25 protein-coding genes are annotated in these 22,932 nt (G+C 61.6%); 14 read left to right on the forward strand and 11 right to left on the reverse strand.

What is annotated here, in order from left to right; translation table 11 throughout:
* Positions 1–13: 13 nt before the first annotated feature.
* Positions 14–1,018, reverse strand: coding sequence for an AAA family ATPase (locus tag ACU5AZ_RS17350; RefSeq protein ID WP_446826037.1), 1,005 nt, complete (start codon positions 1,016–1,018; stop codon positions 14–16).
* A 175-nt stretch (positions 1,019–1,193) separates the two neighbouring features.
* Here ACU5AZ_RS17350 and ACU5AZ_RS17355 point away from each other — a divergent pair, with 175 nt between their 5' ends.
* From ACU5AZ_RS17355 to ACU5AZ_RS17365, 3 genes are read left to right on the forward strand one after another with little or no spacing between them, the layout of a single operon-like run.
* Positions 1,194–1,817, forward strand: coding sequence for a DUF1285 domain-containing protein (locus ACU5AZ_RS17355; RefSeq protein WP_446826038.1), 624 nt, complete (start codon positions 1,194–1,196; stop codon positions 1,815–1,817).
* A complete protein-coding gene (locus tag ACU5AZ_RS17360; protein WP_446823580.1) occupies positions 1,814–2,449 on the forward strand; it encodes a CoA pyrophosphatase in 636 nt (211 codons plus the stop codon). The genes ACU5AZ_RS17355 and ACU5AZ_RS17360 overlap by 4 nt, the downstream gene beginning before the upstream one ends.
* Positions 2,446–3,696, forward strand: coding sequence for a CCA tRNA nucleotidyltransferase (locus tag ACU5AZ_RS17365; protein WP_446823581.1), 1,251 nt, complete (start codon positions 2,446–2,448; stop codon positions 3,694–3,696). The genes ACU5AZ_RS17360 and ACU5AZ_RS17365 overlap by 4 nt, the downstream gene beginning before the upstream one ends.
* Before the next feature lie 24 nt (positions 3,697–3,720).
* On the opposite strand, the gene ACU5AZ_RS17370 is transcribed toward ACU5AZ_RS17365, so the two are convergent.
* The 4 genes from ACU5AZ_RS17370 to hemF all read right to left on the reverse strand — a co-directional run bounded on the left by ACU5AZ_RS17370 (position 3,721) and on the right by hemF (position 6,967).
* Entirely contained in the window at positions 3,721–3,906 is a 186-nt protein-coding gene (locus ACU5AZ_RS17370; RefSeq protein WP_446823582.1) for a DUF1059 domain-containing protein, read from the reverse strand.
* A gap of 70 nt (positions 3,907–3,976) precedes the next feature.
* A complete protein-coding gene (locus ACU5AZ_RS17375; RefSeq protein WP_446823583.1) occupies positions 3,977–4,261 on the reverse strand; it encodes a hypothetical protein in 285 nt (94 codons plus the stop codon).
* 133 nt (positions 4,262–4,394) lie between these two features.
* Positions 4,395–5,942, reverse strand: a complete 1,548-nt coding sequence (locus tag ACU5AZ_RS17380) for a cryptochrome/photolyase family protein (protein WP_446823584.1) — start codon at positions 5,940–5,942, stop codon at positions 4,395–4,397.
* Positions 5,943–6,052: 110 nt separating this feature from the next.
* On the reverse strand, positions 6,053–6,967 hold the full coding sequence (gene hemF / locus ACU5AZ_RS17385; RefSeq protein ID WP_446823585.1) for an oxygen-dependent coproporphyrinogen oxidase: 915 nt from the start codon (positions 6,965–6,967) through the stop codon (positions 6,053–6,055).
* A 191-nt stretch (positions 6,968–7,158) separates the two neighbouring features.
* Between hemF and ACU5AZ_RS17390 the strand changes: the two genes are divergently transcribed.
* Positions 7,159–7,419 carry a hypothetical protein gene (locus ACU5AZ_RS17390; protein WP_446823586.1) on the forward strand — a complete coding sequence of 87 codons (261 nt, stop codon included), beginning with the start codon at positions 7,159–7,161 and terminating at the stop codon, positions 7,417–7,419.
* A gap of 280 nt (positions 7,420–7,699) precedes the next feature.
* Positions 7,700–8,653, forward strand: coding sequence for a flagellin N-terminal helical domain-containing protein (locus tag ACU5AZ_RS17395; protein ID WP_446823587.1), 954 nt, complete (start codon positions 7,700–7,702; stop codon positions 8,651–8,653).
* Positions 8,654–8,726: 73 nt separating this feature from the next.
* Here the strand turns inward: ACU5AZ_RS17395 and ACU5AZ_RS17400 are convergent, their stop codons facing one another.
* Positions 8,727–9,182: a tRNA (cytidine(34)-2'-O)-methyltransferase gene (locus tag ACU5AZ_RS17400; protein WP_446823588.1), complete on the reverse strand. Its 456-nt coding sequence runs from the start codon at positions 9,180–9,182 to the stop codon at positions 8,727–8,729.
* Positions 9,183–9,289: 107 nt separating this feature from the next.
* Positions 9,290–9,598 carry a hypothetical protein gene (locus ACU5AZ_RS17405; protein WP_446823589.1) on the reverse strand — a complete coding sequence of 103 codons (309 nt, stop codon included), beginning with the start codon at positions 9,596–9,598 and terminating at the stop codon, positions 9,290–9,292.
* A 14-nt stretch (positions 9,599–9,612) separates the two neighbouring features.
* On the opposite strand from ACU5AZ_RS17405, the gene ACU5AZ_RS17410 reads away from it, so the two are divergent.
* Together ACU5AZ_RS17410 and ACU5AZ_RS17415 are read left to right on the forward strand one after the other, a co-directional pair.
* On the forward strand, positions 9,613–11,460 hold the full coding sequence (locus tag ACU5AZ_RS17410) for an ABC transporter ATP-binding protein (RefSeq protein WP_446823590.1): 1,848 nt from the start codon (positions 9,613–9,615) through the stop codon (positions 11,458–11,460).
* A 60-nt stretch (positions 11,461–11,520) separates the two neighbouring features.
* Positions 11,521–12,159: an HAD family hydrolase gene (locus ACU5AZ_RS17415; protein WP_446826039.1), complete on the forward strand. Its 639-nt coding sequence runs from the start codon at positions 11,521–11,523 to the stop codon at positions 12,157–12,159.
* Between the two features lie 39 nt (positions 12,160–12,198).
* Here ACU5AZ_RS17415 and ACU5AZ_RS17420 read toward each other — a convergent pair whose 3' ends face one another.
* Entirely contained in the window at positions 12,199–13,683 is a 1,485-nt protein-coding gene (locus tag ACU5AZ_RS17420; protein WP_446823591.1) for a TadE/TadG family type IV pilus assembly protein, read from the reverse strand.
* A gap of 423 nt (positions 13,684–14,106) precedes the next feature.
* On the opposite strand from ACU5AZ_RS17420, the gene ACU5AZ_RS17425 reads away from it, so the two are divergent.
* The 5 genes from ACU5AZ_RS17425 (at position 14,107) to ACU5AZ_RS17445 (ending at position 19,766) form a co-directional block, all read left to right on the forward strand.
* Positions 14,107–15,993, forward strand: a complete 1,887-nt coding sequence (locus tag ACU5AZ_RS17425; protein ID WP_446823592.1) for an ABC transporter ATP-binding protein — start codon at positions 14,107–14,109, stop codon at positions 15,991–15,993.
* A 356-nt stretch (positions 15,994–16,349) separates the two neighbouring features.
* Positions 16,350–16,928, forward strand: a complete 579-nt coding sequence (petA, locus tag ACU5AZ_RS17430; protein WP_446823593.1) for a ubiquinol-cytochrome c reductase iron-sulfur subunit — start codon at positions 16,350–16,352, stop codon at positions 16,926–16,928.
* A 14-nt stretch (positions 16,929–16,942) separates the two neighbouring features.
* Positions 16,943–18,199, forward strand: a complete 1,257-nt coding sequence (locus ACU5AZ_RS17435; protein ID WP_446823594.1) for a cytochrome b — start codon at positions 16,943–16,945, stop codon at positions 18,197–18,199.
* Between the two features lie 29 nt (positions 18,200–18,228).
* Positions 18,229–19,128, forward strand: coding sequence for a cytochrome c1 (locus ACU5AZ_RS17440; protein ID WP_446823595.1), 900 nt, complete (start codon positions 18,229–18,231; stop codon positions 19,126–19,128).
* 95 nt (positions 19,129–19,223) lie between these two features.
* The gene (locus ACU5AZ_RS17445) at positions 19,224–19,766 is read left to right on the forward strand and encodes an adenine phosphoribosyltransferase (protein ID WP_446823596.1); all 543 of its coding nucleotides are present in this window, start codon (positions 19,224–19,226) and stop codon (positions 19,764–19,766) included.
* Between the two features lie 6 nt (positions 19,767–19,772).
* Here ACU5AZ_RS17445 and ACU5AZ_RS17450 read toward each other — a convergent pair whose 3' ends face one another.
* Genes ACU5AZ_RS17450 through ACU5AZ_RS17460 form a run of 3 tightly spaced genes read right to left on the reverse strand, consistent with a single transcriptional unit; the run spans position 19,773 to position 21,202 of the window.
* Positions 19,773–20,252 carry a glutathione peroxidase gene (locus ACU5AZ_RS17450; RefSeq protein WP_446823597.1) on the reverse strand — a complete coding sequence of 160 codons (480 nt, stop codon included), beginning with the start codon at positions 20,250–20,252 and terminating at the stop codon, positions 19,773–19,775.
* A gap of 18 nt (positions 20,253–20,270) precedes the next feature.
* Entirely contained in the window at positions 20,271–20,738 is a 468-nt protein-coding gene (locus ACU5AZ_RS17455) for a MaoC/PaaZ C-terminal domain-containing protein (protein ID WP_446823598.1), read from the reverse strand.
* Positions 20,735–21,202 carry a MaoC family dehydratase gene (locus tag ACU5AZ_RS17460; protein WP_446823599.1) on the reverse strand — a complete coding sequence of 156 codons (468 nt, stop codon included), beginning with the start codon at positions 21,200–21,202 and terminating at the stop codon, positions 20,735–20,737. The genes ACU5AZ_RS17455 and ACU5AZ_RS17460 overlap by 4 nt, the downstream gene beginning before the upstream one ends.
* A 206-nt stretch (positions 21,203–21,408) precedes the next feature.
* On the opposite strand from ACU5AZ_RS17460, the gene ACU5AZ_RS17465 reads away from it, so the two are divergent.
* Together ACU5AZ_RS17465 and ACU5AZ_RS17470 are read left to right on the forward strand one after the other, a co-directional pair.
* Positions 21,409–21,615, forward strand: a complete 207-nt coding sequence (locus tag ACU5AZ_RS17465) for a YgaP family membrane protein (protein WP_446823600.1) — start codon at positions 21,409–21,411, stop codon at positions 21,613–21,615.
* A 92-nt stretch (positions 21,616–21,707) separates the two neighbouring features.
* Positions 21,708–22,895: a hypothetical protein gene (locus ACU5AZ_RS17470; RefSeq protein WP_446823601.1), complete on the forward strand. Its 1,188-nt coding sequence runs from the start codon at positions 21,708–21,710 to the stop codon at positions 22,893–22,895.
* Positions 22,896–22,932 lie beyond the last annotated feature (37 nt).

Below are 22,932 nucleotides of genomic sequence, written 5' to 3' on the forward strand. Positions count from 1 at the left end.
CCTATAACCTTGTTCAACCCTTGGCCTTCCGCACCAGATCGGCGATGACGTCGCGCACGCTCATGCCTTCGGCGCGTGCGGCGAAGGTCAGCGCCATGCGGTGCTGCAGGATCGGCTCGGCAAGCGCGTAGACGTCGTCCAGCGACGGCGCCAGCCGACCTTCGTAGAGCGCGCGGGCACGGGCGCAGAGCATCATCGCCTGGCCGGCGCGCGGACCCGGACCCCAGGCGACATGCTTGTCGGTCGTCGCGTTGCCCTGACCCGGACGAGCCGAGCGGACCAGATCGAGAATGGCGTCAACGACGCTGTCGGGAACCGGCATCTGGCGGATGAGCTTCTGGATGAACTGCAGCCGTTCGGCGTCGATCACGCTTTCCGCCTTGCCTTCGGACACGCCGGTGGTCTCCATCAGGATCTGACGCTCGGCGGCCAGCTCCGGATAGTTGACGTCGACCTGCAGCAGGAAGCGGTCGAGCTGGGCTTCCGGCAGCGGATAGGTGCCTTCCTGCTCAAGCGGGTTCTGGGTCGCGAGCACATGGAAGGGCGAGGGCAGGTCGTAGCGCTGGCCGGTCATGGTGATGTGGTACTCCTGCATGGACTGCAGAAGCGCCGACTGGGTGCGCGGCGAGGCGCGGTTGATTTCGTCGGCCATCAGGAGCTGGGCGAAGACCGGTCCCTTGACGAAGCGGAAGGAGCGGCGGCCAGTCTCGTCCTGGTCCATCACTTCTGAGCCGAGGATGTCCGACGGCATGAGGTCGGGTGTGAACTGGATGCGGTTGGCCGAAAGGCCGAGAACCGTGCCGAGCGTGGTGACCAGCTTCGTCTTGGCAAGACCGGGAACGCCGACCAGCAGCGCATGGCCGCCGGAGAGGACGGCGAGAAGCGTGTTCTCGACGACACTTTCCTGGCCGAAGATAACCTTGCCCACCTCGGCCTTGACGGTGGCGATGTCGGCGAGCGCCCGTTCGGCGAGCTCGACGATGGCCTTTTCGTCGAGTGTCGTTTCGGAAGCGGACATCAGGCTCATGGGGCATCTCCATTGGCAGGGTGTGGGCGAAATTGGGCTGCCGAATCGCGGTGTTGTGCGCTGCACTTCAACTCATCATAGCTTATTTCCATTGTGGTGGCTGACAAGCTGGGTGCAAATGACTATCTCGTGAAGGGAATGGTAAATGGACAATCGGGACTGAATGATGGCGGCCAATGAGATGAAAGCGCAGGCGGATGCGGCCGGACTGGCGGCACTCGTGCAGCGTGCCGCATCCGAGACCGGCGCAAAGGGCGGCGGCCTGCCGCCGGTGGAGCGCTGGAATCCGCCCTTTTGCGGCGATATCGACATGGAAATCCGGGCCGACGGCACCTGGTTCTACATGGGGACGCCGATTGGCCGGAAGCCGCTGGTGAGGCTCTTTTCGACCGTCCTCAGGCGGGACGAGGACGGCAAGACCTATCTCGTCACGCCTGTGGAAAAGGTCGGCATCCGGGTCGAGGACGCGCCCTTCCTGGCCGTCGAGATGCATGTCGGAGAGAAGGACGGCGCGCCGTTGCTGACCTTCCGGACCAATGTCGGCGATGTGGTCGAGGTCGGACCGGAGCATCCGCTGCGCTTCGAGATTGCCGGCGAGGACAAGCAGCTGAAGCCCTATATCCTCGTTCGTGGCCGGCTGGAGGCGCTTGTCACGCGGGCTCTGATGTACGACCTCGTGGCGCTCGGCGAGCGCGAGACGGTCGATGGCATCGAGATGTTTTCGGTCAGCTCCGGCGGCACGGTCTTCCCGATCATGCCGACGGCGGAACTGGATGCCCTGTCGCAATGAGTGCTGATTTCCCTTTTTCTGCCGCGGAGTTTCGCCGCAGGGCCCTGCATCAGGTCGGCGCGCCGATCGAGCACGCGGTGCTCGACCATGGTGATCATTCCCTGAACGTCGATCTGGTGCGGGCGATCGACACGCCGAAGCTGCGCGATGCCGCCGTTCTGGTGCCGGTCGTCGACGATGGTCCCGACGCCACGGTTATATTCACCAAGCGAACGGAGAAGCTGCGCAAGCATTCCGGTCAGGTGGCGTTTCCCGGCGGGTCGGTTGATGCCGAGGACGGCAGCCCGGAGCGGGCGGCGATCCGCGAGGCCGAGGAGGAGATCGGGCTCGACCCGTCCTTCGTCGAGCCGGTCGCCCGGATGCCGCAGTATCTGGCGGCGACCGGTTTCCGCATCACACCGGTGCTCGCCGTCGTCAGACCCGGTTTCAAGTTCACGCTGAACCCGCACGAGGTCGACGACGTTTTCGAGGTACCGCTGTCCTTTCTGATGCAGCCGGAAAACCACCGGCGCGACAGCGGCATGCTCGGCGGCGCGGTGCGGCATTTCTACCGCATCCCCTATGGCGAGCGGATGATATGGGGCGTGACGGCGGGAATCGTCCGCACCATCTATGAAAGGCTTTATGCATGAAGACTGTCGCCGACGAAGCGTGGTTCAAGGAACCGGCGCTGCAAGCGGTCCTGGCGCTCCTGAACGCCGATGGCGGGGAGGCGCGGGTTGCAGGCGGCGCGGTGCGCAACGCGCTGATGGGCATTCCCGTTGGCGATATCGACATCGCCACGACGCTTCTTCCGCAGGAAGTCATGCGTCGGGCGGCTGAGGCCGGGATCAAGGCGGTGCCGACCGGGATCGATCATGGCACTGTCACGCTGGTGAAGGACCATACGCCGTTTGAAGTCACGACGCTGCGCAAGGACGTCCAGACCTTCGGGCGCCACGCGGAAGTGGCGTTCGGAACGGACTGGCAGGTCGATGCCGAGCGCCGTGACCTGACGATCAACGCACTCTATGCCGATGCGGACGGCAACATCATCGATCTCGTCAACGGTATACCGGATATCGAAACGCGCACCGTGCGCTTCATCGGGGATGCCGGCGAGCGGATCGCGGAAGATTATCTGCGCATTCTCCGCTTCTTCCGCTTCTTTGCGCTGTACGGCAGCGGTCGTCCGGATGCGGCGGGACTGCGTGCTTCTGCGGCGGCACGTTCGAAGCTTTCGACGCTTTCGGCGGAACGCATCTGGTCGGAGACGAAGAAGCTGCTCGGCGCGCGGGATCCGGGCAGGGCGCTCCTATGGATGCGCCAGACGGGCGTCCTGACCGAAATCCTGCCTGAGACGGAGAAGTGGGGCATCGACACGATACCGGCGCTCATCGAGGCCGGCACGGCGCTCGGCTGGAAGCCCGATCCCATGCTACGGCTGATGGCCATGGTGCCGCCGGATGGCGAGCGCCTCGCCGCATTGGCAAAGCGCCTGCGGCTTTCGAACGCGGAAGCTGCCGAGCTTGCCGCGTTTGCGGGTGCTCCCCCGATTGCGGAGGATATCAGCGACCGCGCCTTCGACCGGCTTCTTTACCGGTCGGGTCGTGAAGGCATCATCGCCCGGCTGCGCATCGATCTCGCCAATGCTCGGGCGAAGGCTGGCGCGGACATGCTGGCGATGGCGAAGGTGGGACGGTTGTCGCTCCTGCTGGAGCGGGCGGAACGCTGGCAGAAGCCGGTCTTTCCGCTGTCGGGCGCAGATCTGCTGGCCGCAGGCATGCAGCCGGGCCCAAAGGTCGGCGATGTCCTCAAGGGTTTGGAAGAAGAATGGGTGAAGTCGAATTTCGTGATGGACCGGGCGAGCCTGCTCGCCCGGCTGGATCATTTGCGCTGACGGCGGCCGAGGGCCTTTCGAGGCCTAGGCCGCCTTGTCTTCCTTGCGGATACGGGCCTTGATGTTTTCGACCATGGTTTCCCGGATTACCGTTTCGCCATGCGCTGTGCGCATGTGCTCGACGGCGCGGCGAACCACTTCGGCGTCCTCGTCCGCCCGGGTATGCCAATCGCAACCCGGAACGAGTGTTCCACATTCGAATACTTTCATCAGGTTCTCCTTTCTGTCATCGGCCAACTCTTGAGTGATGATGGCCGGTTACACCCGGAGACCGGAAATCTCAGTCCGGCATTGCCCAGGCGTTGAAGCATGCGGGCGACTTGTACTGCCCGTCATGCGTGACCCTGCCTTCGATCGCTTCCTGATGTCCGGTCGCGATTTCGGGATGGCCGCCGAGCTTCAGCGTCGCCTGCTCGACAAAATAGGAATGAGGCAATTTCAGATCGCTTGCCGCGCGCAAGTCTTCGGCAAGGCGTTCTATTTCGATCTTCAGCGTACGCGTCTTACGGGGGGACTCTGTTGCGACATCGATGACCGGTTTGCGGTCGGTCTTTGCATCTGCCATTTCGAACTCCTCCTTCAAAAAGCGAGCTACAATCCCTCCAACGATTGCTCTGGGTCTGAAGGTACCATCTTTTTGCGCGAATGCTAAATTAAAAAGCGGGCAAGGCATTGCCCGTGGAGCACGGTCGCCGGACCTATTCCGTGGCATCATTCCGCAGTTTTTCAAGAAAAACAGACGCTTGATCGCGGGCAGTCTTGCGGTCCTCAGGAGCCATTTTGTGCCAGGTCGCGTAGATCTGTCGCATGCGCGGATTGGAGCCCAGGCGCTTTTCATGCCGGGCGATGAAATCCCAGTAAAGGTAATTGAAGGGGCAGGCATTTTCGCCGGTCCGCGCCTTCACATCGAAGGCGCAATCATCGCAGTAGTTGGACATGCGGTTGATGTAGGCGCCGCTCGCCGCATAGGGCTTCGACCCCAGCAGCCCGCCGTCGGCATACTGGCTCATGCCGAGCGTGTTCGGCAGTTCCACCCATTCGAAGGCATCGATGTAGACGGCGAGATACCATTCGTGGACCGCGTGTGGGTCGATGCCGGCCAGAAGAGCGAAGGTGCCTGTCACCATCAGCCGCTGAATGTGATGGGCATAGGCCTCGTCGCGGGTCTGGCCGATCGCCTGGCGCAGGCAGTTCATGTCGGTCTCGCCGCTCCAGTAGAACCAGGGTAGGGGCGCATGCGCCGACAGGGCATTCCTGTCGCGGTAGTCCGGCATTTTCAGCCAGTAGATGCCCCGGACATATTCGCGCCAGCCGATGATCTGGCGAATAAAGCCCTCGGCGGCGTTCAAGGGCGCCTTGTTCTTGCGACAGGCTTCCTCGACTGCGCGGCAGACTTTTAGAGGGTCGAGCAGCCCCAGATTGATGTAGGGCGAAATCAGGCCATGATAGAGAAAGGGCCGACCGCTCAGCATGGCGTCCTGATAGGTTCCGAAATCGGCGAGCGACGTTTTCAGGAAGTCGTCGAAGGCGCGCTCCGAGTCCTTGGCAGTCACCGCCCAGCCGAAATTCTCCAGCGCGCCGAAATTGTCGGGAAACGCTTTCTCGACGAGAGCGATCACCTCGCGCGTGATGTCGTCCGGCTCGAAGCGCAGGCGTTTCGGCAGGAACAGGTCTTCCTTGGCCGGCTTGCGGTTGTCATGGTCGAAGTTCCACTTGCCGCTCTCCGGCTTGTCGCCGTCCATCAGGAGACCGGTGTCGCGGCGCATTTCCCGATAGAAATGCTCCATGCGGAATTCCTTGCGCCCCTCCGCCCAGTCCGCAAACTTGGCCTTCGAACAGAGAAAGCGTTCGTCGGGCCGGCAGTCGACGTCGATATCAAGGTCGTCCGCCCAGCTGTCGATCATCTGCTGGACGCGCCATTCGCCTGCCTCGGTGACGACGACTTTGCCCGGCTTGTGGCGCTTGACGGCGCGGGCGACCTCCTCGGAAAAACTGTGGGTGTTCTCAGGGTCGGTGAGGTTCACATAGTCGACGGTCCAGCCGTCTGCCTCAAGCTCGCTTGCGAAGTGCCGCATGGCCGATAGGATCAACACCAGCTTCTGCTTGTGGTGGCCGACATAGCTCGTCTCGTCGCGAAGTTCGCACATCAGCACGACGTCGCGATCCTTGTCGGCGGTTCGCAGGCTGCTGATCTGGCGCGTAAGCTGGTCGCCAAGGATCAGGATGAGGGAAGGGCGGTCGGCCATGGGCTCGAATTCGTCTTTCGTCAGGAGAGGCGGCGCATGTGCGCGCCGCGGCTACTCCGGACACTACGAATTCGGGCGCCGCGCGGATCAGGCGACGCGGCCACTCGACCTTACGGCCAGCGGACCACGGGCGGCAGCGAAGACAGGATGGAATCGATGTTGCCGCCGGTCTTCAGGCCGAAGATTGTGCCGCGGTCGTAGAGCAGGTTGAACTCGACATAGCGGCCACGACGGATCAGTTGCTCGTCGCGGTCGGCTTCAGTCCAGCTCTTGTTGAAATTGTCGCGGACGATCTTGGGATAGACGAGGCTGAAGGCCCGACCGACGTCGCGCACGAAGGCGAAGTCGGCGTCCCAGCCGCCGCGCGCCTCGTCCGAATGCAGCCAGTCGAAGAAGATGCCGCCGATGCCGCGCGGCTCGTTGCGGTGCTTCAGGAAGAAGTATTCGTCGCACCATTCCTTGAAACGCGGATAGTCGGCGACCTCGTCGTGCTGGCCGCAGGCGATCTGCATCGACTTGTGGAAGAGTTGCGTGTCGGGATCGTCCTGCGTGCGCCTTCGCGACAGCACCGGGGTCAAATCCGCGCCGCCGCCGAACCACTGGCTCGACGTCACCACCATGCGGGTGTTCATGTGGACGGCCGGAACATTCGGGTTCACCGGATGGGCGATCAGCGAAATGCCGGATGCCCAGAAGCGCGGGTCTTCCTCGGCGCCGGGGATCTGGCTGCGGAATTCCGGCGAGAACTCGCCGTAGACCGTGGAGGTATGGACCCCGGCCTTTTCGAAGACGCGCCCGGCCAGCATGGACATGCGGCCGCCGCCGCCCGTTCCGCCGTCGCGCTTCCAGTCGCTCTGCTCGAAGCGGCCGGGTTCGTGATCCGACAAGGGGCCGGCAAGCTCGTCCTCGAGCGTCTCGAACGAGGCGCAGATCTGATCGCGAAGCTCTTCGAACCAGGTCTTGGCCCTGGTCTTCTTCTCCTCGATATCGTCCGGCAGGCCCTTCGGCAGTTCCGGTCTCTGCATCGTTTCCTCCGCCTTGCGCGCGATCCTGGCGGCGACTCGCTGGGCCCCGCCTGTAGTTTCTGGCGTGCTCTAACAGTTGATGGCGCAAAATCCAACGGTGGCGGCCCTTGGGTCATGCATTACGCCAGCAAAATGGACTCGCCATAAAGCATTACCCGCACTATTCTTGAGCGTGGCGAGAGGTATTGTGCATGGCGAAAGTACCTGCCCGTCCGCCGATGGACGGTTTGAAGCGACGGATCCGACAGCACCGCGACGAACGCGCGCGGGGCGCCAAGACAGATTTCGTTCGCAAGACCTATTGCCTCGGTCGCGAGGAAGCCCGCGCCAAGGCGCGCGAATGGTTCGACGCCTTCCCCAAGGCCGCATACTGGACGACGGTGGAAAGCTGGCGGCAGCTCGAAGGCGACCGGATCGAGTTCACCATGCGCCGCCTGCCGTCCGCGGACTGATCACCTGACAGTTTATCTCTCATGTTTTATTCTGAAGCATTCAAAGCAAAGCTTCATATTCTATTTGCCAATTCAATGATCGTTTGTGGTTCATCCTGTGAAATGCAGTGATCCATAAAAGTTTAGCGATCCGGAAAAACATTTTCCAACGGTTGTCTTATACATGTGAGGCCTGATCGGTACTTCCCTGCCATCGATATGGATATGGGGAACAGGGCATGACGCCATCCGAGCGCCGTTCTTCGGCATGTCGCCCTAACCCGAGACACATGGGGATCCCATGGTAAGCTTGAACAATTCGACGGCCGCATCCGCCCTTTCGCTGCTCACCGGCTCAAACAAGGCGCTGGCCAACACGATCACCAAGGTTGCCTCCGGCAAGGAGGTCAACAGCGCCTCCGACAACGCCGCCTATTGGGCGATTGCGACGGACATGGAGTCGCAAGGGTCGGCTCTTTCGAGCGCACAGGATGCGACGGCGTTCGCCTCCGCTACCGTCGACACCGCGCGGCTCGGCATGCAGGCGGCAACCGATATCGTCACGCAGATCCAGTCGAAGCTGATCCTGGCGAAGTCGCTCGGCGGATCGGCCAAGGATGCGGTCGGCGCGGAGATCAACCAGCTGAAGGAACAGTTGGGCACGGTTGCCCAGAGCACCTCGTTTGCCGGCCAGAACTGGCTGAGCACGGATGCCGGCAGCGCTCCGCAGACGCAGTCGCTCGTCGCTTCGGCAACAACCGACAGCAAGGGCGGCGTCAGGATCGGCACGATCGATTACGATACCGCGCAATCCAATCTCATTGCCGGCGGCGATGCCGAAGATGGTCTCCTGACGCGCAGCTATTCCGGTACGACGGCAAGCGGTACGGCCTATGACTATCACCTGATCGACGCGAACTCGACGGCTGCAACGACCGGATCGGAAATTGCGGTCGATTCTTCGACCACTTCCGACGAACTCGACGGCATGATCGCGGCCACGAACTCCATGCTGAGCGGACTGACCGGTGCCGGCGCATCGCTTGGCGCGACGTCGAACCGGATTTCCAGCTCGTCGGATTTCCTGCAGAACCTGCAGGACACCATCAAGAAAGGCATCGGCCGGCTTGTGGATGCCAATATGGAGGAGCAGGCGGTCAACCTGTCGGCCCAGAAGGTGCAGCAGCAATTGCAGACCATCGGCCTCAACATCATGAACAATCAGTCGAAGAACATCCTGTCGTTGTTCGGCTGAATACCCTGACCCCGGAAACAGTGCCTATGTTTCCAACCTGCCCGCGGTTTCTTGAAATAGGCTGCGGGCTTTTTCATGCCTGCTGGCGAATCGCTTCCCCGGCGATCATGGCGACCGACATGGCGATGTTGAGCGACCGCTGACCCTCGACCATGGGGATGAGCACGCGGGCATCGGCCGCGTCGTGGACATGCTCGGGCACGCCGGCGCTTTCGCGCCCGAAGAGGAGAATGTCGTCGGGCCGGTAGGCAAACGTTGTGTAGGGCAGGGCGGCCTTGGTGGAGGCCAGCACCAGCCGTCGCCCTTCGGCCTTGCGCCATTCATCGAAGACCTGCCAGTTGACGTGCCTCGTGAGCGCGGCGCGGGCGATGTAGTCCATGCCGGCGCGCTTCAGGTTGCGGTCGGAGAGATCGAATCCGGCCGGCTCGATGATCTCGACGGCAAGGCCGAGGCAGGCGGCAAACCGCAGGATTGTTCCCGTATTGCCGGGAATGTCGGGCTGGTAGAGGGCGATCGATGGTCTCGTCATGATCTGCTGGTTAGCCCGCTTGCCGGACGCGTTCAAGCGTCGATGCGTCGATGCAACTTCAGGCTGTTGCCGATCTGTCACATGCGACAGTCCGTGACGCCGTTGCGTCATTGATGCTTTTCAAATTTCGAAAACGGGGGTAAAAGACGTCCCATCTTTCCACCGCGATACAGGAGGCAGACATGGATAATGTGACCTGGACCGGCCTTCTTGCTGGCGCGCGGCGGAATGCACTGCCACGACCGACCGGCATCTCCTTCGCCGGCTGAGCCCTTAACGCTCTCCCATTTTCCCAAGATTCTAAATAACAGCGCGCGCGGCAGATTTGCCTCGTTTTCCCTGAGGAAGCTTCGGTTTCGACCGGCCTTTTTGATGCTATAGTTCCGTTCGGGATCTGCATCGCGCGTAAAAATCATTCTGGAGACATCCAATGTTCGCCTGGTTTGAACAGCGACTGAACCCCTATCCCTCGGAAGATCCCGAGCTGCCCCCCAAGGGGCTTTTCTCCTTCTGCTGGCACTACACCAAGCCGGCCGCCGGCTGGCTCCTGGCCATGTCGTTCTTCACCGTGCTGATCGCGGTCGGAGAAGTCATGTTGTTCCGGTTCCTCGGCGACATCGTCGACTGGCTGTCGAATGCGGATCGCACGACCTTCCTGCAGACGGAAGCACCCAAGCTGATCGGCATGGGTGCCATGGTGCTGGTCGGCCTGCCTCTGATCGTCGCAGCGCAGTCGGTCATCATGCACCAGGTGCTGCTCGGCAATTTCCCGATGATGGCGCGCTGGCAGATGCACCGCTTCCTGCTGCGGCATTCGATGACGTTCTTCGCCAACGAATTTGCCGGGCGCGTGGCCACCAAGGTCATGCAGACGTCGCTTGCCGTGCGCGAAACGGTGATGAAGCTGCTCGACGTGTTCGTCTACGTGATGTCCTACTTCATCACGATGATCGTCGTCGTCGCCACAGCCGACTGGCGGCTGACGGCGCCGCTGATCGTGTGGCTCGCCATCTATGTCTGCATCGTCGCCTACTTCGTGCCGCGGTTGCGCAAGATCTCCGCCGATCAGGCGGATGCGCGCTCGATGATGACCGGCCGGATCGTCGACAGCTATACCAACATCGCGACGGTGAAGCTGTTCTCGCATGCCGGTCGCGAGGAGCAGTACGCCAAGGGCGGCATGGACGAGTTCCTGCAGACCGTCTACCGGCAGATGCGCCGCGTGACGCTCTTCCAGATCTTCGTCTATCTCAACAACTGCGTGGCGCTGTTTGCTATCGGCACGCTGTCGATCTGGTTCTGGCTGAACGGCGTGATCTCCATCGGGGCGATCGCCATTGCCATCGGCCTTGCCATGCGCATCAACGGCATGTCGCAGTGGATCATGTGGGAAGTCTCGGCGCTCTTCGAAAACATCGGCACCGTCTATGACGGCATGGCGATGATGACGAAGCCGCACGACATCGTCGACAGGCCCGCCGCCAACGCGCTGACCGTGCCGAAGGGGGAGATCCTGTTCGACAAGGTCCGCTTCCACTACGGCAAGCAGAAGGGTGTCATCGAGAACCTGACGCTCGGCATCCGTCCCGGCGAAAAGGTCGGCCTTGTCGGCCGTTCGGGTGCCGGCAAGACGACGCTGATGAACCTGCTTCTGCGCTTCTTCGATCTGGAGGCGGGCCGCATCACGATCGATGGCGACGACATCTCCACGGTGTCGCAGGACAGCCTTCGTTCGCTGATCGGCGTGGTCACGCAGGACACCTCGCTCCTGCATCGCTCGATCCGCGACAACATCTCCTATGGCCGTCCGTCGGCCAGCGACGAGGAGATCATCGAGGCTGCCAGGCAGGCGAACGCCTGGGACTTCATCCAGTCGCTTGAGGATCTGCAGGGCCGCAAGGGGCTCGACGCCCATGTCGGCGAACGCGGCGTCAAGCTTTCCGGCGGCCAGCGCCAGCGGATCGCGATCGCCCGCGTGTTCCTCAAGAACGCGCCGATCCTGATCCTCGACGAGGCGACGTCGGCGCTCGATTCCGAAGTGGAGGCGGCGATCCAGGAGAGCCTGTTCTCGCTGATGGAAGGCAAGACGGTGATCGCGATCGCCCACCGCCTGTCGACGTTGACGCAGATGGACCGGCTGATCGTGCTGGACAAGGGCAACATCGTCGAGTCGGGCACGCATGCGGAACTCGCCGCCGGTACCGGCATCTATGCCGACCTCTGGAACCGCCAGTCCGGCGGCTTCATCGCCGACGAACTGGAAGTGGCGGCGGAGTAGGGCGTTTCACGCAAATCCGCCCGCGGCTTTAGTCGCGGGCGGACACGCTACTTGGGTGAAATGATGAAAATATTCTTCGATGTTGATGGCGTATTGATCGACGGGTGGCACGTGCGGCCGGAACTGCGCCGACCATGGGACGCAACCATCGAGGAGGATCTCGGCGTCGATCGCCTAGCATTGCAACGGCAGTTGTTTGCAGGCGAAGGCGGGGCCGCGCCGATGACGGATTGTATAACGGGCCGTCGGGATTTGGCAGACGTGCTGGCCGAGGTCTTGCCCCGAACAGGTTATCGCGGTTCCGTCGGGGATTTCATGCGGTACTGGTTTGAAAAGGACTCGAACCAGAATGCTGCGGTGTTTTCGCTGGTGAAGCGATTGCGGGCCCTCGGGGGGCGTCAGCTTTTTCTCGCCACTGGGCAGGAGCATCACCGAGCCCGATATCTGTGGGACGACCTGAAATTTTCCGAGCACTTTGATGACTTGTTCTACAGCGCCGAAATAGGCTTCGGCAAAAACGATCCCCGCTTTTTTGAAGCCATCAATGATCGCCTGAGTATTGCCATGGGCGAGCGGCCGTTATTTTTCGATGATCAGAGAGACATCTGCGACATCGCCATCGCGTGTGGATGGGATGCTACCGAGGTGACTTCCGCAGACGACATCCGCAACCATCCTCGTCTCGCCTCTCTATGGTAACCGGAGGAGGCAGATCGCACTCCTCCGATTGGCCTCCCATTATTGCGTCAGACGGATATTCGAGAGGTAGGTGTCGAACAGCGCCGAGAAGCCGCTGACGATCTCGTCCTTGTCCTCTGCCGCGATGAAGTAGCTGGAGTTCGATGCGCACGCGGACAGCGCCTTGGATATATAGTCGCGCCGGCTCGTGCCGTTGTCGGTCGAGCTCAGGGTGCCTCCCCAGACACTGGTGAAGTAGCTGGAGCTCATCGTGGAACCCAGCGTGCTTTGGTAGCGGTATACGTCATCGCCGATCGAGACGGCGAGATACTCGGTGTAGAGAACCGCCATGGTGGCCTTGGCGTTCTTGGCATTGTCGCACCATTTCGGATTGAGCGGCGAGATGTCCGGATAATAGCTCGAACTGGTGATGAAGCCCTTGCTGGACTGCGCGCCGTCGGTGATCAGCATGACCAGTTTCTTGGCGGAATCCTGGGTCAGTCCATCGCCGGCGGTGCCGACGGCTGTCGACAGGCTCTTGAGGGCGCGGAAGTCGGACGAGTCGTAGGTGCTGTCGGAGTTCAGGGCGCTGTTGTTGGTCAGCGACGAGCGCAGCGCGGCGGTGTCGTAGGTCGGCGCCTGGATCGCGTGCAGCCCGTTTGCCGTGTTGTAGCTTGAAGAGAAGAGCGACGAGCCGGTCGTGCTGGTGCCGACTGTGTAGAAACCTACACGAATGTGCTGGGTTTCGGTGTTGGCGGCGTCGACCATGTCGAGCACGGACCTGACGGCGTCGAGCTGGACGTCCGAACGCAGCGTCACGTTGTTCAGTCGCGCCATTTCGTATGGGGTGTAGTAGGTGTACGTCTTCTTGCGACCGCTGCCGCTCGCCACTGCGATGCTGCCCGAGTGACAGGCGAAGACACAGCTGGTCTTGTCGACCATCAGTTGCTGATCGGCCGTGGTGGCGGCCAGCAGCATAGAAGAGGATTTGTCGAGGACGATGTAGACGTCGATAAAGGATGTCGTCGAGCCTGCCGCGGCAGCGGTGATCGAGACGTCAATGTCGTCCACGCCGACGATGCGCAGCAGCGTTGTGCCGATCGTGCCTCTGACGGTGGCTTTGATCTCGTGCGTCGTATGATCGATCGTGATGTCGTCGTCCGTGAGCTGGTAGGTGCCGATATTCGACGAAGCCGTCGCGTTGACATCCGCGGTCGGATCGACCGAGCCGTCAGCGTTGGTCAGCGGCGTCTGGGCGGCAAACCATTTGCGGATCTTGTCCTTGATCTCGGCATCGGTCGCCGTGCCGATGTCGCGCACGCCGGCAAGAAGAGCGGCGTCGAGATCGGCCTGCATCTTCTCGCGGGTGTTGTAGGCTTCGGCGAAGTCGAAGCTCGATCCCACCGTCATGGAGAGCGGCACGGCGATGAGCGCGAAGGTCACCGCGAAATTGCCGGCGCGATCCGAGCTGAAGCGCTTCAGCGCTTGCCGCAAGCGCGGCAAGGCTGCAGAGCACTGTTCTACAAGCTGCCATTCCTTTTGCATGCACTGCTCCGGTTCAAAATGATACAGGCGGTCGATATGCGCCATTACTGATCGGAGACATTACTATTTCTTGCAGTCTTGTAGTAGGTGTCTTGTAAATACCTGGTTTATTCCGCTGTAATTCGAATATTAAATTTTTAATCGAAATATATACATGTATCGATTTTGTCGAATTGCTCCAGATTTTTCAACTTATCCGCTGTGCTGGGCTGCTGTTCGTGCAATTTCAGGTGTCCTCCGATCGCCGTTTTCCCGCCATCGGCCGTGGGTGGATGTATCAATTCGAGGCACCTGTCTTGTTTGGTTACGGTTGTCGCGCGGCCCCGTTGCGTTTCTGAATGGTAAATGCGGGACAGGGCCGCGCGGCAATTTGGCGAGGGAGCCTCTATTTGCCGAAATTCGGAATCCGCCTATATCTCGCTCATGCTGATCGCCCGAATCCTCCGCCTCTTCGAAAACTGGATCGATCCCTTCGCCCGCCATGATGACCTGCGGCCGCCACGGGGTACGCTGGCTTTCATCTGGTATTATGTCCGGCAGGCCAAGTGGCCGTTCTTCGCCATGCTCGTGCTTGGCGGGCTGGTGGCGATGCTGGAGGCTGCGCTGTTCTGGTTCGTCGGCCGGCTGGTGGATATCCTCGACCAGACGCCGAAAGGATCGGGATGGGAGGGGCTTACAGCCAATCACGGGATGGAGCTCGCCGCGATGCTCGCAACCGTGCTCGTCGTCCGCTTCATCGTGACGGCGTTGAGCGCGCTCGTTGAGGAGCAGGTGATCGTCCCCGGTTTCGTGACGCTTGCCCGCTGGCAGGCCTATGTGCATGTCGCGCGCCAGTCGCTGACCTTCTTCCAGAACGATTTCGCCGGGCGCATCGTGACGAAGGTCTGGAGTGCCGGGCAGTCGGTCTCCGACCTGATGGTGTCGATGCTGCAGGTGGTTTGGTTCATCATCATCTACACCGTCTCGACCATGGCGCTGGTTGCGCAGCTCGACTGGCGACTGTCGGCGCTGATCGCCCTCTGGATCGGGGTGTTCGGGGTGTTGGCCCGCTATTTCGTCCCGCGGGTGCGGGCGAGGGCGCGCGAGACGGCGGAGATGGCGTCGATGATCAACGGCCGGCTGGTCGATTCCTACGGGAATATCCAGACGCTGAAGCTCTACGGCCGCGAGGACGTGAACGACCAGTACATGATGAGTGGTTTCCGCAAGGGGCGCGCCGTGGTCATGGAACTGACCCGGCACATTACCGGTATCCGCACGTCGCTGGCACTTCTGTCCGGGGTGATGATTTCCATGGTCGCCGCGCTTTCGGTCGACCTCTGGCTCAGCGGCGCGATCTCGTCCGGCGGAGTCGCCTTCACGCTTGGTCTCGTCCTGCGCCTCAACATGCTGCTCGGCCGCATGATGACGCAGTTCAACGGCATCGTGCGCAATATCGGCGTCATACAGAATGCGGCCGAGATGATTTCGGAGCCCATCCAGCTGACGGATCGACCGGGGGCCGGCGCGCTGGTGGTGACCGGACCCGATATCCGCTTCGAGGGCATCCGCTTTCACTACGGCAAGGGCTCGGGTGTCATCGACGATCTCAGCCTGCACATCCGGCCCGGCGAGAAGGTCGGCATTGTCGGACGCTCGGGCGCCGGCAAGTCGACGCTCGTCAATCTGCTGTTGCGTTTCTACGACCTCGAAGGCGGACGAATCCTGATCGACGGCCAGGATATCGCGGCCGTCCGCCAGGAATCGCTGCGCTCGCAGATCGGCATGGTCACCCAGGACACGGCGCTTCTCCACCGGTCCATCCGCGACAATATTCTGTTCGGCAGGCCGAATGCGGGGGAAGGGGATCTGGAGCGGGCGGCGGAACGCGCCGAAGCGCTGCATTTCATCCGCGACCTGCAGGACCAGCGCGGCCGCAAGGGTTTCGACGCGCATGTCGGCGAGCGCGGCGTCAAGCTGTCCGGCGGCCAGCGCCAGCGCATCGCCATCGCCCGCGTGATGCTGAAGGACGCACCGATCCTCGTTCTCGACGAGGCGACGTCGGCGCTCGATTCGGAAGTCGAGGCCGCCATCCAGTCGAACCTCGCCCGGCTGATGGAAGGAAAGACCGTTCTGGCGATCGCGCACCGGCTGTCGACGATCGCCGCGCTGGACCGGCTGATCGTCATGGACAAGGGGCGGATCATCGAGGAGGGAACGCATCACGAGCTCCTCGCATCCGGTGGGCTATACTCAGAACTCTGGGCGCGGCAGTCGGGCGGATTCCTTGCCGCAGAAGACGATGTCGCACAGCCGATTTCGGCGGAATAGCGGCTCCAGACGCCGGAAAAACTGCCCTCCTTAGGCCGTTCTGATCAGTTGGCATGCGGCAGGACGCCGCTGCCGACGGAGCGGCTTGCGGGAGGTCGCGCAATGCTCCGCCAAGAACTGCCGGGGCCTATGCTGGGCCATTTGTCTTTCATCAACTCGATCAGTGACATGGCGGGAGCAATTTTCCGGGACATTGTTGGCTCACCCCCTTGCCAAGACTGGACTTATTTTGCGATCAAGCATAGAAGCGCCGGAATGGTGGGGAGTCTGTTACGGGACCGTGTTTTCATGGGGCTCTCCAATCTTAAGGTGTAGATGCGGTTTTTCGCAGAAATACGCGGAGAGGATGGGTAACCGTGAGCGAACACGAAGCGACTAGCGAGAACATGGGCGAGCCGACTCGCCGTGATTTCCTTTATCTGACCACCGGCATGGCTGCTGCTGTAGGCGCAGTCTCCGTTGCGTGGCCCTTTATCGACCAGATGCGTCCGGATGCATCGACTCTGGCGCTCGCCTCGATCGAGGTTGACGTTTCGGCGCTGGAGCCGGGCATGTCGCTGACGGTCAAGTGGCGCGGCAAGCCGGTCTTCATCCGCAACCGCACGGACAAGGAAGTCGAAGAGGCTGCCAGCGTTCCGATGGACCAGTTGAAGGACCCGGTCGCGCGCAACGCCAACCTGCCGGCCGATGCGCCTGCGAGTGGCGTCGACCGCTCCGCCGGCGACGGCAAGCAGAACTGGATCGTGATGATCGGCTCGTGCACCCATCTCGGCTGCGTGCCGCTCGGGCAGGCCGGCGAATATAACGGTTGGTTCTGTCCCTGCCATGGTTCTGTCTACGATACGGCGGGCCGTATCCGTAAGGGTCCGGCACCCGAGAACCTCCACATGCCGGTTTTCTCGTTCGTCAACGACACAGTCATTAAGATCGGTTGAGGGGGATACTGATTATGAGTGGCCATTCTAGCTACCAGCCGTCGACGGGTCTCGAAAAGTGGATCGATTCCCGCCTGCCGCTGCCCCGGATGATTTACGACAGCTTCGTCGCCTATCCGGTTCCCCGCAACCTGAACTATGCCTACACCTTCGGCGCCATGCTGTCGGTCATGCTGATCGTCCAGATCCTCACCGGCATCGTTCTCGCCATGCATTACACCGCCGAGACGACGATCGCCTTCGACTCTGTCGAAAAGATCATGCGCGACGTCAATCACGGCTGGCTGATCCGTTACCTGCACTCCAACGGCGCGTCGTTCTTCTTTGTCGCCGTCTACCTGCACATCGCCCGCGGTCTCTACTACGGTTCCTACAAGGCGCCGCGTGAAATCCTCTGGATCCTCGGCGTCGTCATCTATCTCCTGATGATGGCGACCGGCTTCATGGGCTACGTTCTGCCCTGGGGTCAGATGTCCTTCTGGGGCGCGACCGTCATCACCGGCTTCTTCTCCGCCTTCCCTTGGGTCGGCGAGTGGATCCAGCAGTTCCTGCTTGGCGGCTTTGCCGTCGGCCAGCCGACGCTGAACCGCTTCTTCTCGCTGCATTACCTGCTGCCCTTCATGATTGCCGGTGTCGTTATCCTGCACATCTGGGCGCTGCACGTGACCGGCCAGACGAACCCGACCGGCGTTGAAGTCAAGTCGAAGACCGACACCGTTCCCTTCACGCCCTATGCGACGCTGAAGGATGCGCTCGGCGTGGTGATCTTCCTGATCGCCTATGCCTGGTTCGTCTTCTACCTGCCGAACTACCTTGGCCACCCCGACAACTACATCATGGCCAACGCCCTGAAGACGCCGTCCCACATCGTTCCGGAATGGTATTACCTGCCGTTCTACGCGATGCTGCGTGCGATCACCTTCAACATCGGTCCGATCGACTCCAAGCTCGGCGGCGTTCTGGTGATGTTCGGCTCGATCATCATCCTGTTCTTCCTGCCGTGGCTCGATACCTCGAAGGTCCGTTCGGCCGTGTACCGTCCGTGGTACCGCCTGTTCTTCTGGCTCTTCGTCGTCGACTGCATCATGCTGGGCTGGCTCGGTTCGCGTACGCCGTCCGACCTCTACACCCTCATGGCTCTGTGCGGCACGATCTACTACTTCGGTTTCTTCCTGGTCATCATGCCGGTTCTCGGCCTGATCGAAACGCCGAAGCGCATTCCCAACTCGATCACCGAAGCGGTGCTCGAGAAGAAGAGCGCGAAAGCGTGAACCTGCAGCGGCTGAAAGGAACTGAAACAATGAAAAAGCTTGTATCAAGCATTGTCATCGCCGCCGCTGTCTTCGCGTCGGGATCGGCATTCGCGGCCGAGGAAGGCCACGGCCTGGCCGAGGAAACAACGCATGCGATTGCGGGTGGGCACTTCCCCATCCTCAAGCCGAAGAACCAGGACTGGAGCTTTGCCGGGCCGTTCGGCCATTACGACAAGGCCCAGCTGCAGCGCGGCCTGAAGGTCTACACCGAAGTCTGTTCGGCCTGTCATTCGATGGAGCTGGTGTCCTTCCGCACGCTGGAAGACCTCGGCTACTCCGAAGCCCAGGTGAAGGCTTTCGCGGCCAACTACGAAGTGCAGGACGGTCCGAACGGCGATGGTGAGATGTTCACCCGCAAGGCCGTTGCCTCCGACTACTTCCCGTCGCCGTTCCCGAACCCGGAAGCAGCCGCCGCCGCCAACAACGGTGCTGCCCCGCCGGACATGTCGCTGCTCGCCAAGGCGCGCGGTGTCGAACGCGGCTTCCCGACCTTCATCTTCGATATCTTCACGCAGTATCAGGAAGGTGGTCCGGACTATATCTACTCGCTTCTGACAGGCTACCAGGAGCCGCCGGAAGGCATCAAGAACACCGACGGTTCGGACTACACGGTTCCGGAAGGCACGCACTTCAACCCGTATTTCGTCGGTTCGCCGTCGCTTGCCATGGCGCCGCCGATCTCCGATGGCCAGGTGACGTATGATGACGGCTCGCCGGAAACGCTCGACCAGTATGCGCACGACGTCTCCGCATTCCTGATGTGGGCCGCCGAGCCGCATCTCGAAGACCGCAAGCGCACCGGCTTCATGGTACTGGTGTTCCTGGCGATCTTCACGGCGCTGATCTACCTGACCAAGAAGGCTGTCTACGCCAGCAAGGAACACTAAGGGATCTCTTGTCCCCATACTTGAAAGGCGGCTTTCGGGCCGCCTTTTTTATGGGAGGCTTCGAACCTCCCAGCCAAAACAGAGGAAAGTCATCGATGAACGATCTGCGTTCCGAACTTGCCGCCGCCATCCGCAACATTCCGGATTATCCGAAGCCCGGCATCATCTTCCGCGACATCACCACGCTGCTCGGCAATCCGCGCGCCTTCCGCCGCGCCGTCGACGAACTGGTGCAGCCCTATGTCGGGCTGAAGGTCGACAAGATCGCCGGCATGGAGGCGCGTGGCTTCATTCTCGGAGGCGCGGTGGCCCACCAGCTTTCCGCCGGCTTCATCCCGATCCGCAAGAAGGGCAAGCTGCCGCACGACACCGTGCGCATCGCCTACAGCCTGGAATACGGCGTGGACGAGATGGAGATGCACAAGGATGCCGTTCAGCCGGGCGAGAAGGTGATCCTCGTCGACGACCTGATCGCGACCGGCGGTACGGCGGAAGGTGCGGTGAAGCTTCTCAGGCAGATGGGGGCGGACGTGGTCTCGGCCTGCTTCGTCATCGACCTGCCGGAACTCGGCGGCCGCAAGAAGCTCGAAGCGCTCGGCGTCGAGGTCCGCACGCTCGTCGAATTTTCAGGCCACTGAAAGCCGTCAGGCGGCGATCGCCGCCTTGATGTCGTCCTCGATGTCCTGAGGTTTGTCGTTCGGTGCAAAGCGCTTGAGCGGCTTGCCGTCGCGGGCGATCAGGAACTTGGTGAAGTTCCACTTGATCGCCTCGGTGCCAAGCACACCGGGCAAGGCCTCCTTCAGATATTTGAACAGCGGATGGGCATCGCTGCCGTTGACATCGACCTTGGCGAAGAGCGGGAAGGAGATGTTGAAGTTCAGGTCGCAGAAGGTCTTGATCTCCTCGTCGCTGCCCTTCTCCTGCGCGCCGAACTGGTTGCACGGAAAGGCGAGGACGACGAGGTCGTCCTTGTACGCCTTGTAGAGCTCTTCCAGGCCGGCATATTGCGGGGTGAAACCACAGGCGCTTGCCGTGTTGACGATCAGCAGCACTTTGCCGCGATAGGTGTCGAGGTCGACAGGCTGGCCGGCATTGTTCCTGGCCTGATAGTCATAGACGGACATTGATCACTCCACCGTGTTTCACTCGTATTCCAGCACGCTGCTTTCGAAGCGCAACACCGGTAACTTGTCCTGGTTCTCGCCTTCGACAAGGGTGGTGTTGAGAATAAGTCCCGGCCGGGAGGCCAGCGCCCGGCTGCCGGTCAGCGTGACGTAGTAGGTGACCTTGTCGCCGGCAAAGACCGGACGCAGCCATTTGAGGCTGGTGAAGCCGGGCGAGGGGCCGAGCTTCGGCGGCTCCTCGCCTTCGCCGGTCAACCGGTCGCTCTCCCTCTGCCAGTAGCCAAGGAAGGTCTGCATCCAGGCGGCGGCCGTGTGCCAGCCGGAGGCGCACAGGCCGCCAAAGACGTAATCCTTGGCCGCTTCCGCATCGACGTGGAACGGCTGCGGGTCGAAGGCGTTGGCGAAGCGGATGATCTTTTCGTCGGTAAAGGTGTAGGTGCCGACGTTGACACGCGTATCCGGCTTGTGGAGATCCGACATTCTCATTGTTGAGCCTCCCCGGCCGGACGCCGCCGCATCATGATCCAGTTTTCCGATTTCAAGACCAGTTCGCCACGCTGGTTGAAGAGTTCGTGGAGGACCTTTACGAGGCCGAGCCCGGGTCTGGAGGCCGAGCCACGGCTCTGCACGACGGTCGTCTGACCAGACAGGGTGTCACCGGCGAGCACCGGCTTCTTCCACTCCATCAGGTCGACGCCGGGGGACCCCTCGGAGGCCGATTGCAGGAGGTAGGCATCGATCATCATCCGCATCATGATGCTGGAGGTGTGCCAGCCGGAGGCGATCAGCGTGCCGAACATCGACTCCTTCGCGGCTTCCTCGTCGGTGTGCATCGGCTGCGGATCGAATTCGCTTGCGAAGGCGATGATCTCTTCCTTGCTGACGGTGACCGGAGCGAACGGAAATGTGCGGCCGGAATGAAAATCCTCGAAATAGTATCTGGCTGTCATGGGGCTCTGGGACCATTGTTCGAGGTTGAACAATGGTCAGTTGCCACCCGCATGGCAAGGGGCGGGGAGCCCGGATTTCGATGAAAAAACATTCACACATATAGATGTTTTGATTTTTATCATGTCATTCGATGCCGGACAGGCGCAATATGTGACGACTGCCGGCGGCGTCCGGCCAATGCATCGCTTCAGGAAAGGTCACTTCCATGTTTGCCAAGAATGTCGGTTCCGTCGATCGCATGCTTCGAATCCTCGTCGGCGTGGTTCTCATCGCACTATTCTTTCTTTATCCGGGTGCCTGGTGGCGCTACTACGCGCTGATCGGCATCGTGCCGCTGGCCACCGGGCTTTTTTCCACGTGCCCGCTTTATTCGATCCTCGGCGTTTCGACCTGCCCGGCGAAAAAGAACTGAGCGGCATAACGCGTCCCGATCGACCTTTACGGGTTGCATCTGCGGGTTGAAGCTATATCCCTTGTGCTGAATTTTGCAGCCAGGGGATATGAATGGCCGACAGGACCTTTTCGCTCGACGACTGGGAGGGGCGCAAGCGTGCGCTCCAGCCACTCCTCGCAGAAGCCGCCCAGGCGGGCGTGATCGCGGAGGCGCAAAGCGCGCCGCTTGCCGACTTCCTGCTGCATCGGGGCGTGGGCATCACCGCCGCACCTTCGCCGCAGAATGGTGAAGTGCGTGACACGCTCGACGAGCCGATCGCCACCGACCGGGCGACGGAGGAGGAGGAGAGCGAATCGCCGCGCTTCATCCGTGGCTATCATGACGTGCTGATCACCATCGGCATCCTCATCACGCTTGCAGGTCTCGCCGGGCTGACACCCTATTATGTCATTCTCGCCGCGGTGCTGCTGCTATCGGAAATCTTCATCCGCCGCCAGCGGCTTGCCCTGCCTGCCGTCGTTCTGACACTGGCTTTCACGGTTTCGGCGTTCTACGCGGTGTCATCGCTCTACGTGACGATGACAGGTACGCCGGACCTCTTCGGCGCCGCTTCCGAAAAAGCGGATGCGCTGATCATCCTCGTCTTCGAGGCCCTGCTGCTCGGCGCCTATTACTGGCGCTACCGCGTGCCGATCGCTTTTGCCATGCTGTGCGTTTCCGCCGTCGCCTTCATTGTCTCCGCTATCGCCACGCCGTTCCTCGGACCGCTGCCGCTGGAGACCGCGGCCGGGCGCGGCATCGGCCCGTTCTTCATCGGCCTGTTCGGACTCACTCTGTTCCTGATCGCGCTCTATTTCGACCTTTCCGATCCGAAGCGGCTGACGCGGCGTTCCGACGTCGCTTTCTGGCTGCATCTGGTTGCCGCGCCTGCGCTCCTGAATGCGGTGTTCGTCACGACGATGAACCACAGCGGCGGGATGGGCATCGCCAATCTGCCGCTCAGCGCATCGCTGACGCTCATTGGTGCCGTCGTGGTGCTGATGCTCGCCGGTGTCCTGCTCGACCGCCGCGCCTTCGTCACCTCCGGCCTGCTGTCGCTCGGCTATGCCGTTGCGGGCATTCTGGAGACGGGCGCAAGAGGCGGCCTGTGGGGCCGGATATCGGACCAGTTCTCGGTCGTCGTGCTGGTCGTCGGCGCCATCGTGCTGATCATCGGTTTCGGCTGGCGGACGCTGCGCTCGGGCCTGTTGGCCATTCTGCCCGCGCGGATGCGGGCGATCCTGCCGACGCTGCGGTAAATCCATTTCCAGCCTGAGAGACTGATTCAGGCCGGCT

The sequence above is a fragment of the Rhizobium sp. PAMB 3182 genome, assembly GCF_052908355.1.

Excerpts from the sequence above, each read along its gene's own strand:
- ACU5AZ_RS17350 (WP_446826037.1), bottom strand. The coding sequence starts at position 1,018 with ATGTCCGCTTCCGAAACGACACTCGACGAAAAGGCCATCGTCGAGCTC.
- ACU5AZ_RS17355 (WP_446826038.1), top strand. The coding sequence starts at position 1,194 with ATGGCGGCCAATGAGATGAAAGCGCAGGCGGATGCGGCCGGACTGGCG.
- ACU5AZ_RS17360 (WP_446823580.1), top strand. The coding sequence starts at position 1,814 with ATGAGTGCTGATTTCCCTTTTTCTGCCGCGGAGTTTCGCCGCAGGGCC.
- ACU5AZ_RS17365 (WP_446823581.1), top strand. The coding sequence starts at position 2,446 with ATGAAGACTGTCGCCGACGAAGCGTGGTTCAAGGAACCGGCGCTGCAA.
- ACU5AZ_RS17370 (WP_446823582.1), bottom strand. The coding sequence starts at position 3,906 with ATGAAAGTATTCGAATGTGGAACACTCGTTCCGGGTTGCGATTGGCAT.
- ACU5AZ_RS17375 (WP_446823583.1), bottom strand. The coding sequence starts at position 4,261 with ATGGCAGATGCAAAGACCGACCGCAAACCGGTCATCGATGTCGCAACA.
- ACU5AZ_RS17380 (WP_446823584.1), bottom strand. The coding sequence starts at position 5,942 with ATGGCCGACCGCCCTTCCCTCATCCTGATCCTTGGCGACCAGCTTACG.
- hemF (WP_446823585.1), bottom strand. The coding sequence starts at position 6,967 with ATGCAGAGACCGGAACTGCCGAAGGGCCTGCCGGACGATATCGAGGAG.
- ACU5AZ_RS17390 (WP_446823586.1), top strand. The coding sequence starts at position 7,159 with ATGGCGAAAGTACCTGCCCGTCCGCCGATGGACGGTTTGAAGCGACGG.
- ACU5AZ_RS17395 (WP_446823587.1), top strand. The coding sequence starts at position 7,700 with ATGGTAAGCTTGAACAATTCGACGGCCGCATCCGCCCTTTCGCTGCTC.
- ACU5AZ_RS17400 (WP_446823588.1), bottom strand. The coding sequence starts at position 9,182 with ATGACGAGACCATCGATCGCCCTCTACCAGCCCGACATTCCCGGCAAT.
- ACU5AZ_RS17405 (WP_446823589.1), bottom strand. The coding sequence starts at position 9,598 with ATGATTTTTACGCGCGATGCAGATCCCGAACGGAACTATAGCATCAAA.
- ACU5AZ_RS17410 (WP_446823590.1), top strand. The coding sequence starts at position 9,613 with ATGTTCGCCTGGTTTGAACAGCGACTGAACCCCTATCCCTCGGAAGAT.
- ACU5AZ_RS17415 (WP_446826039.1), top strand. The coding sequence starts at position 11,521 with ATGATGAAAATATTCTTCGATGTTGATGGCGTATTGATCGACGGGTGG.
- ACU5AZ_RS17420 (WP_446823591.1), bottom strand. The coding sequence starts at position 13,683 with ATGCAAAAGGAATGGCAGCTTGTAGAACAGTGCTCTGCAGCCTTGCCG.
- ACU5AZ_RS17425 (WP_446823592.1), top strand. The coding sequence starts at position 14,107 with ATGCTGATCGCCCGAATCCTCCGCCTCTTCGAAAACTGGATCGATCCC.
- ACU5AZ_RS17435 (WP_446823594.1), top strand. The coding sequence starts at position 16,943 with ATGAGTGGCCATTCTAGCTACCAGCCGTCGACGGGTCTCGAAAAGTGG.
- ACU5AZ_RS17440 (WP_446823595.1), top strand. The coding sequence starts at position 18,229 with ATGAAAAAGCTTGTATCAAGCATTGTCATCGCCGCCGCTGTCTTCGCG.
- ACU5AZ_RS17445 (WP_446823596.1), top strand. The coding sequence starts at position 19,224 with ATGAACGATCTGCGTTCCGAACTTGCCGCCGCCATCCGCAACATTCCG.
- ACU5AZ_RS17450 (WP_446823597.1), bottom strand. The coding sequence starts at position 20,252 with ATGTCCGTCTATGACTATCAGGCCAGGAACAATGCCGGCCAGCCTGTC.
- ACU5AZ_RS17455 (WP_446823598.1), bottom strand. The coding sequence starts at position 20,738 with ATGAGAATGTCGGATCTCCACAAGCCGGATACGCGTGTCAACGTCGGC.
- ACU5AZ_RS17460 (WP_446823599.1), bottom strand. The coding sequence starts at position 21,202 with ATGACAGCCAGATACTATTTCGAGGATTTTCATTCCGGCCGCACATTT.
- ACU5AZ_RS17465 (WP_446823600.1), top strand. The coding sequence starts at position 21,409 with ATGTTTGCCAAGAATGTCGGTTCCGTCGATCGCATGCTTCGAATCCTC.
- ACU5AZ_RS17470 (WP_446823601.1), top strand. The coding sequence starts at position 21,708 with ATGGCCGACAGGACCTTTTCGCTCGACGACTGGGAGGGGCGCAAGCGT.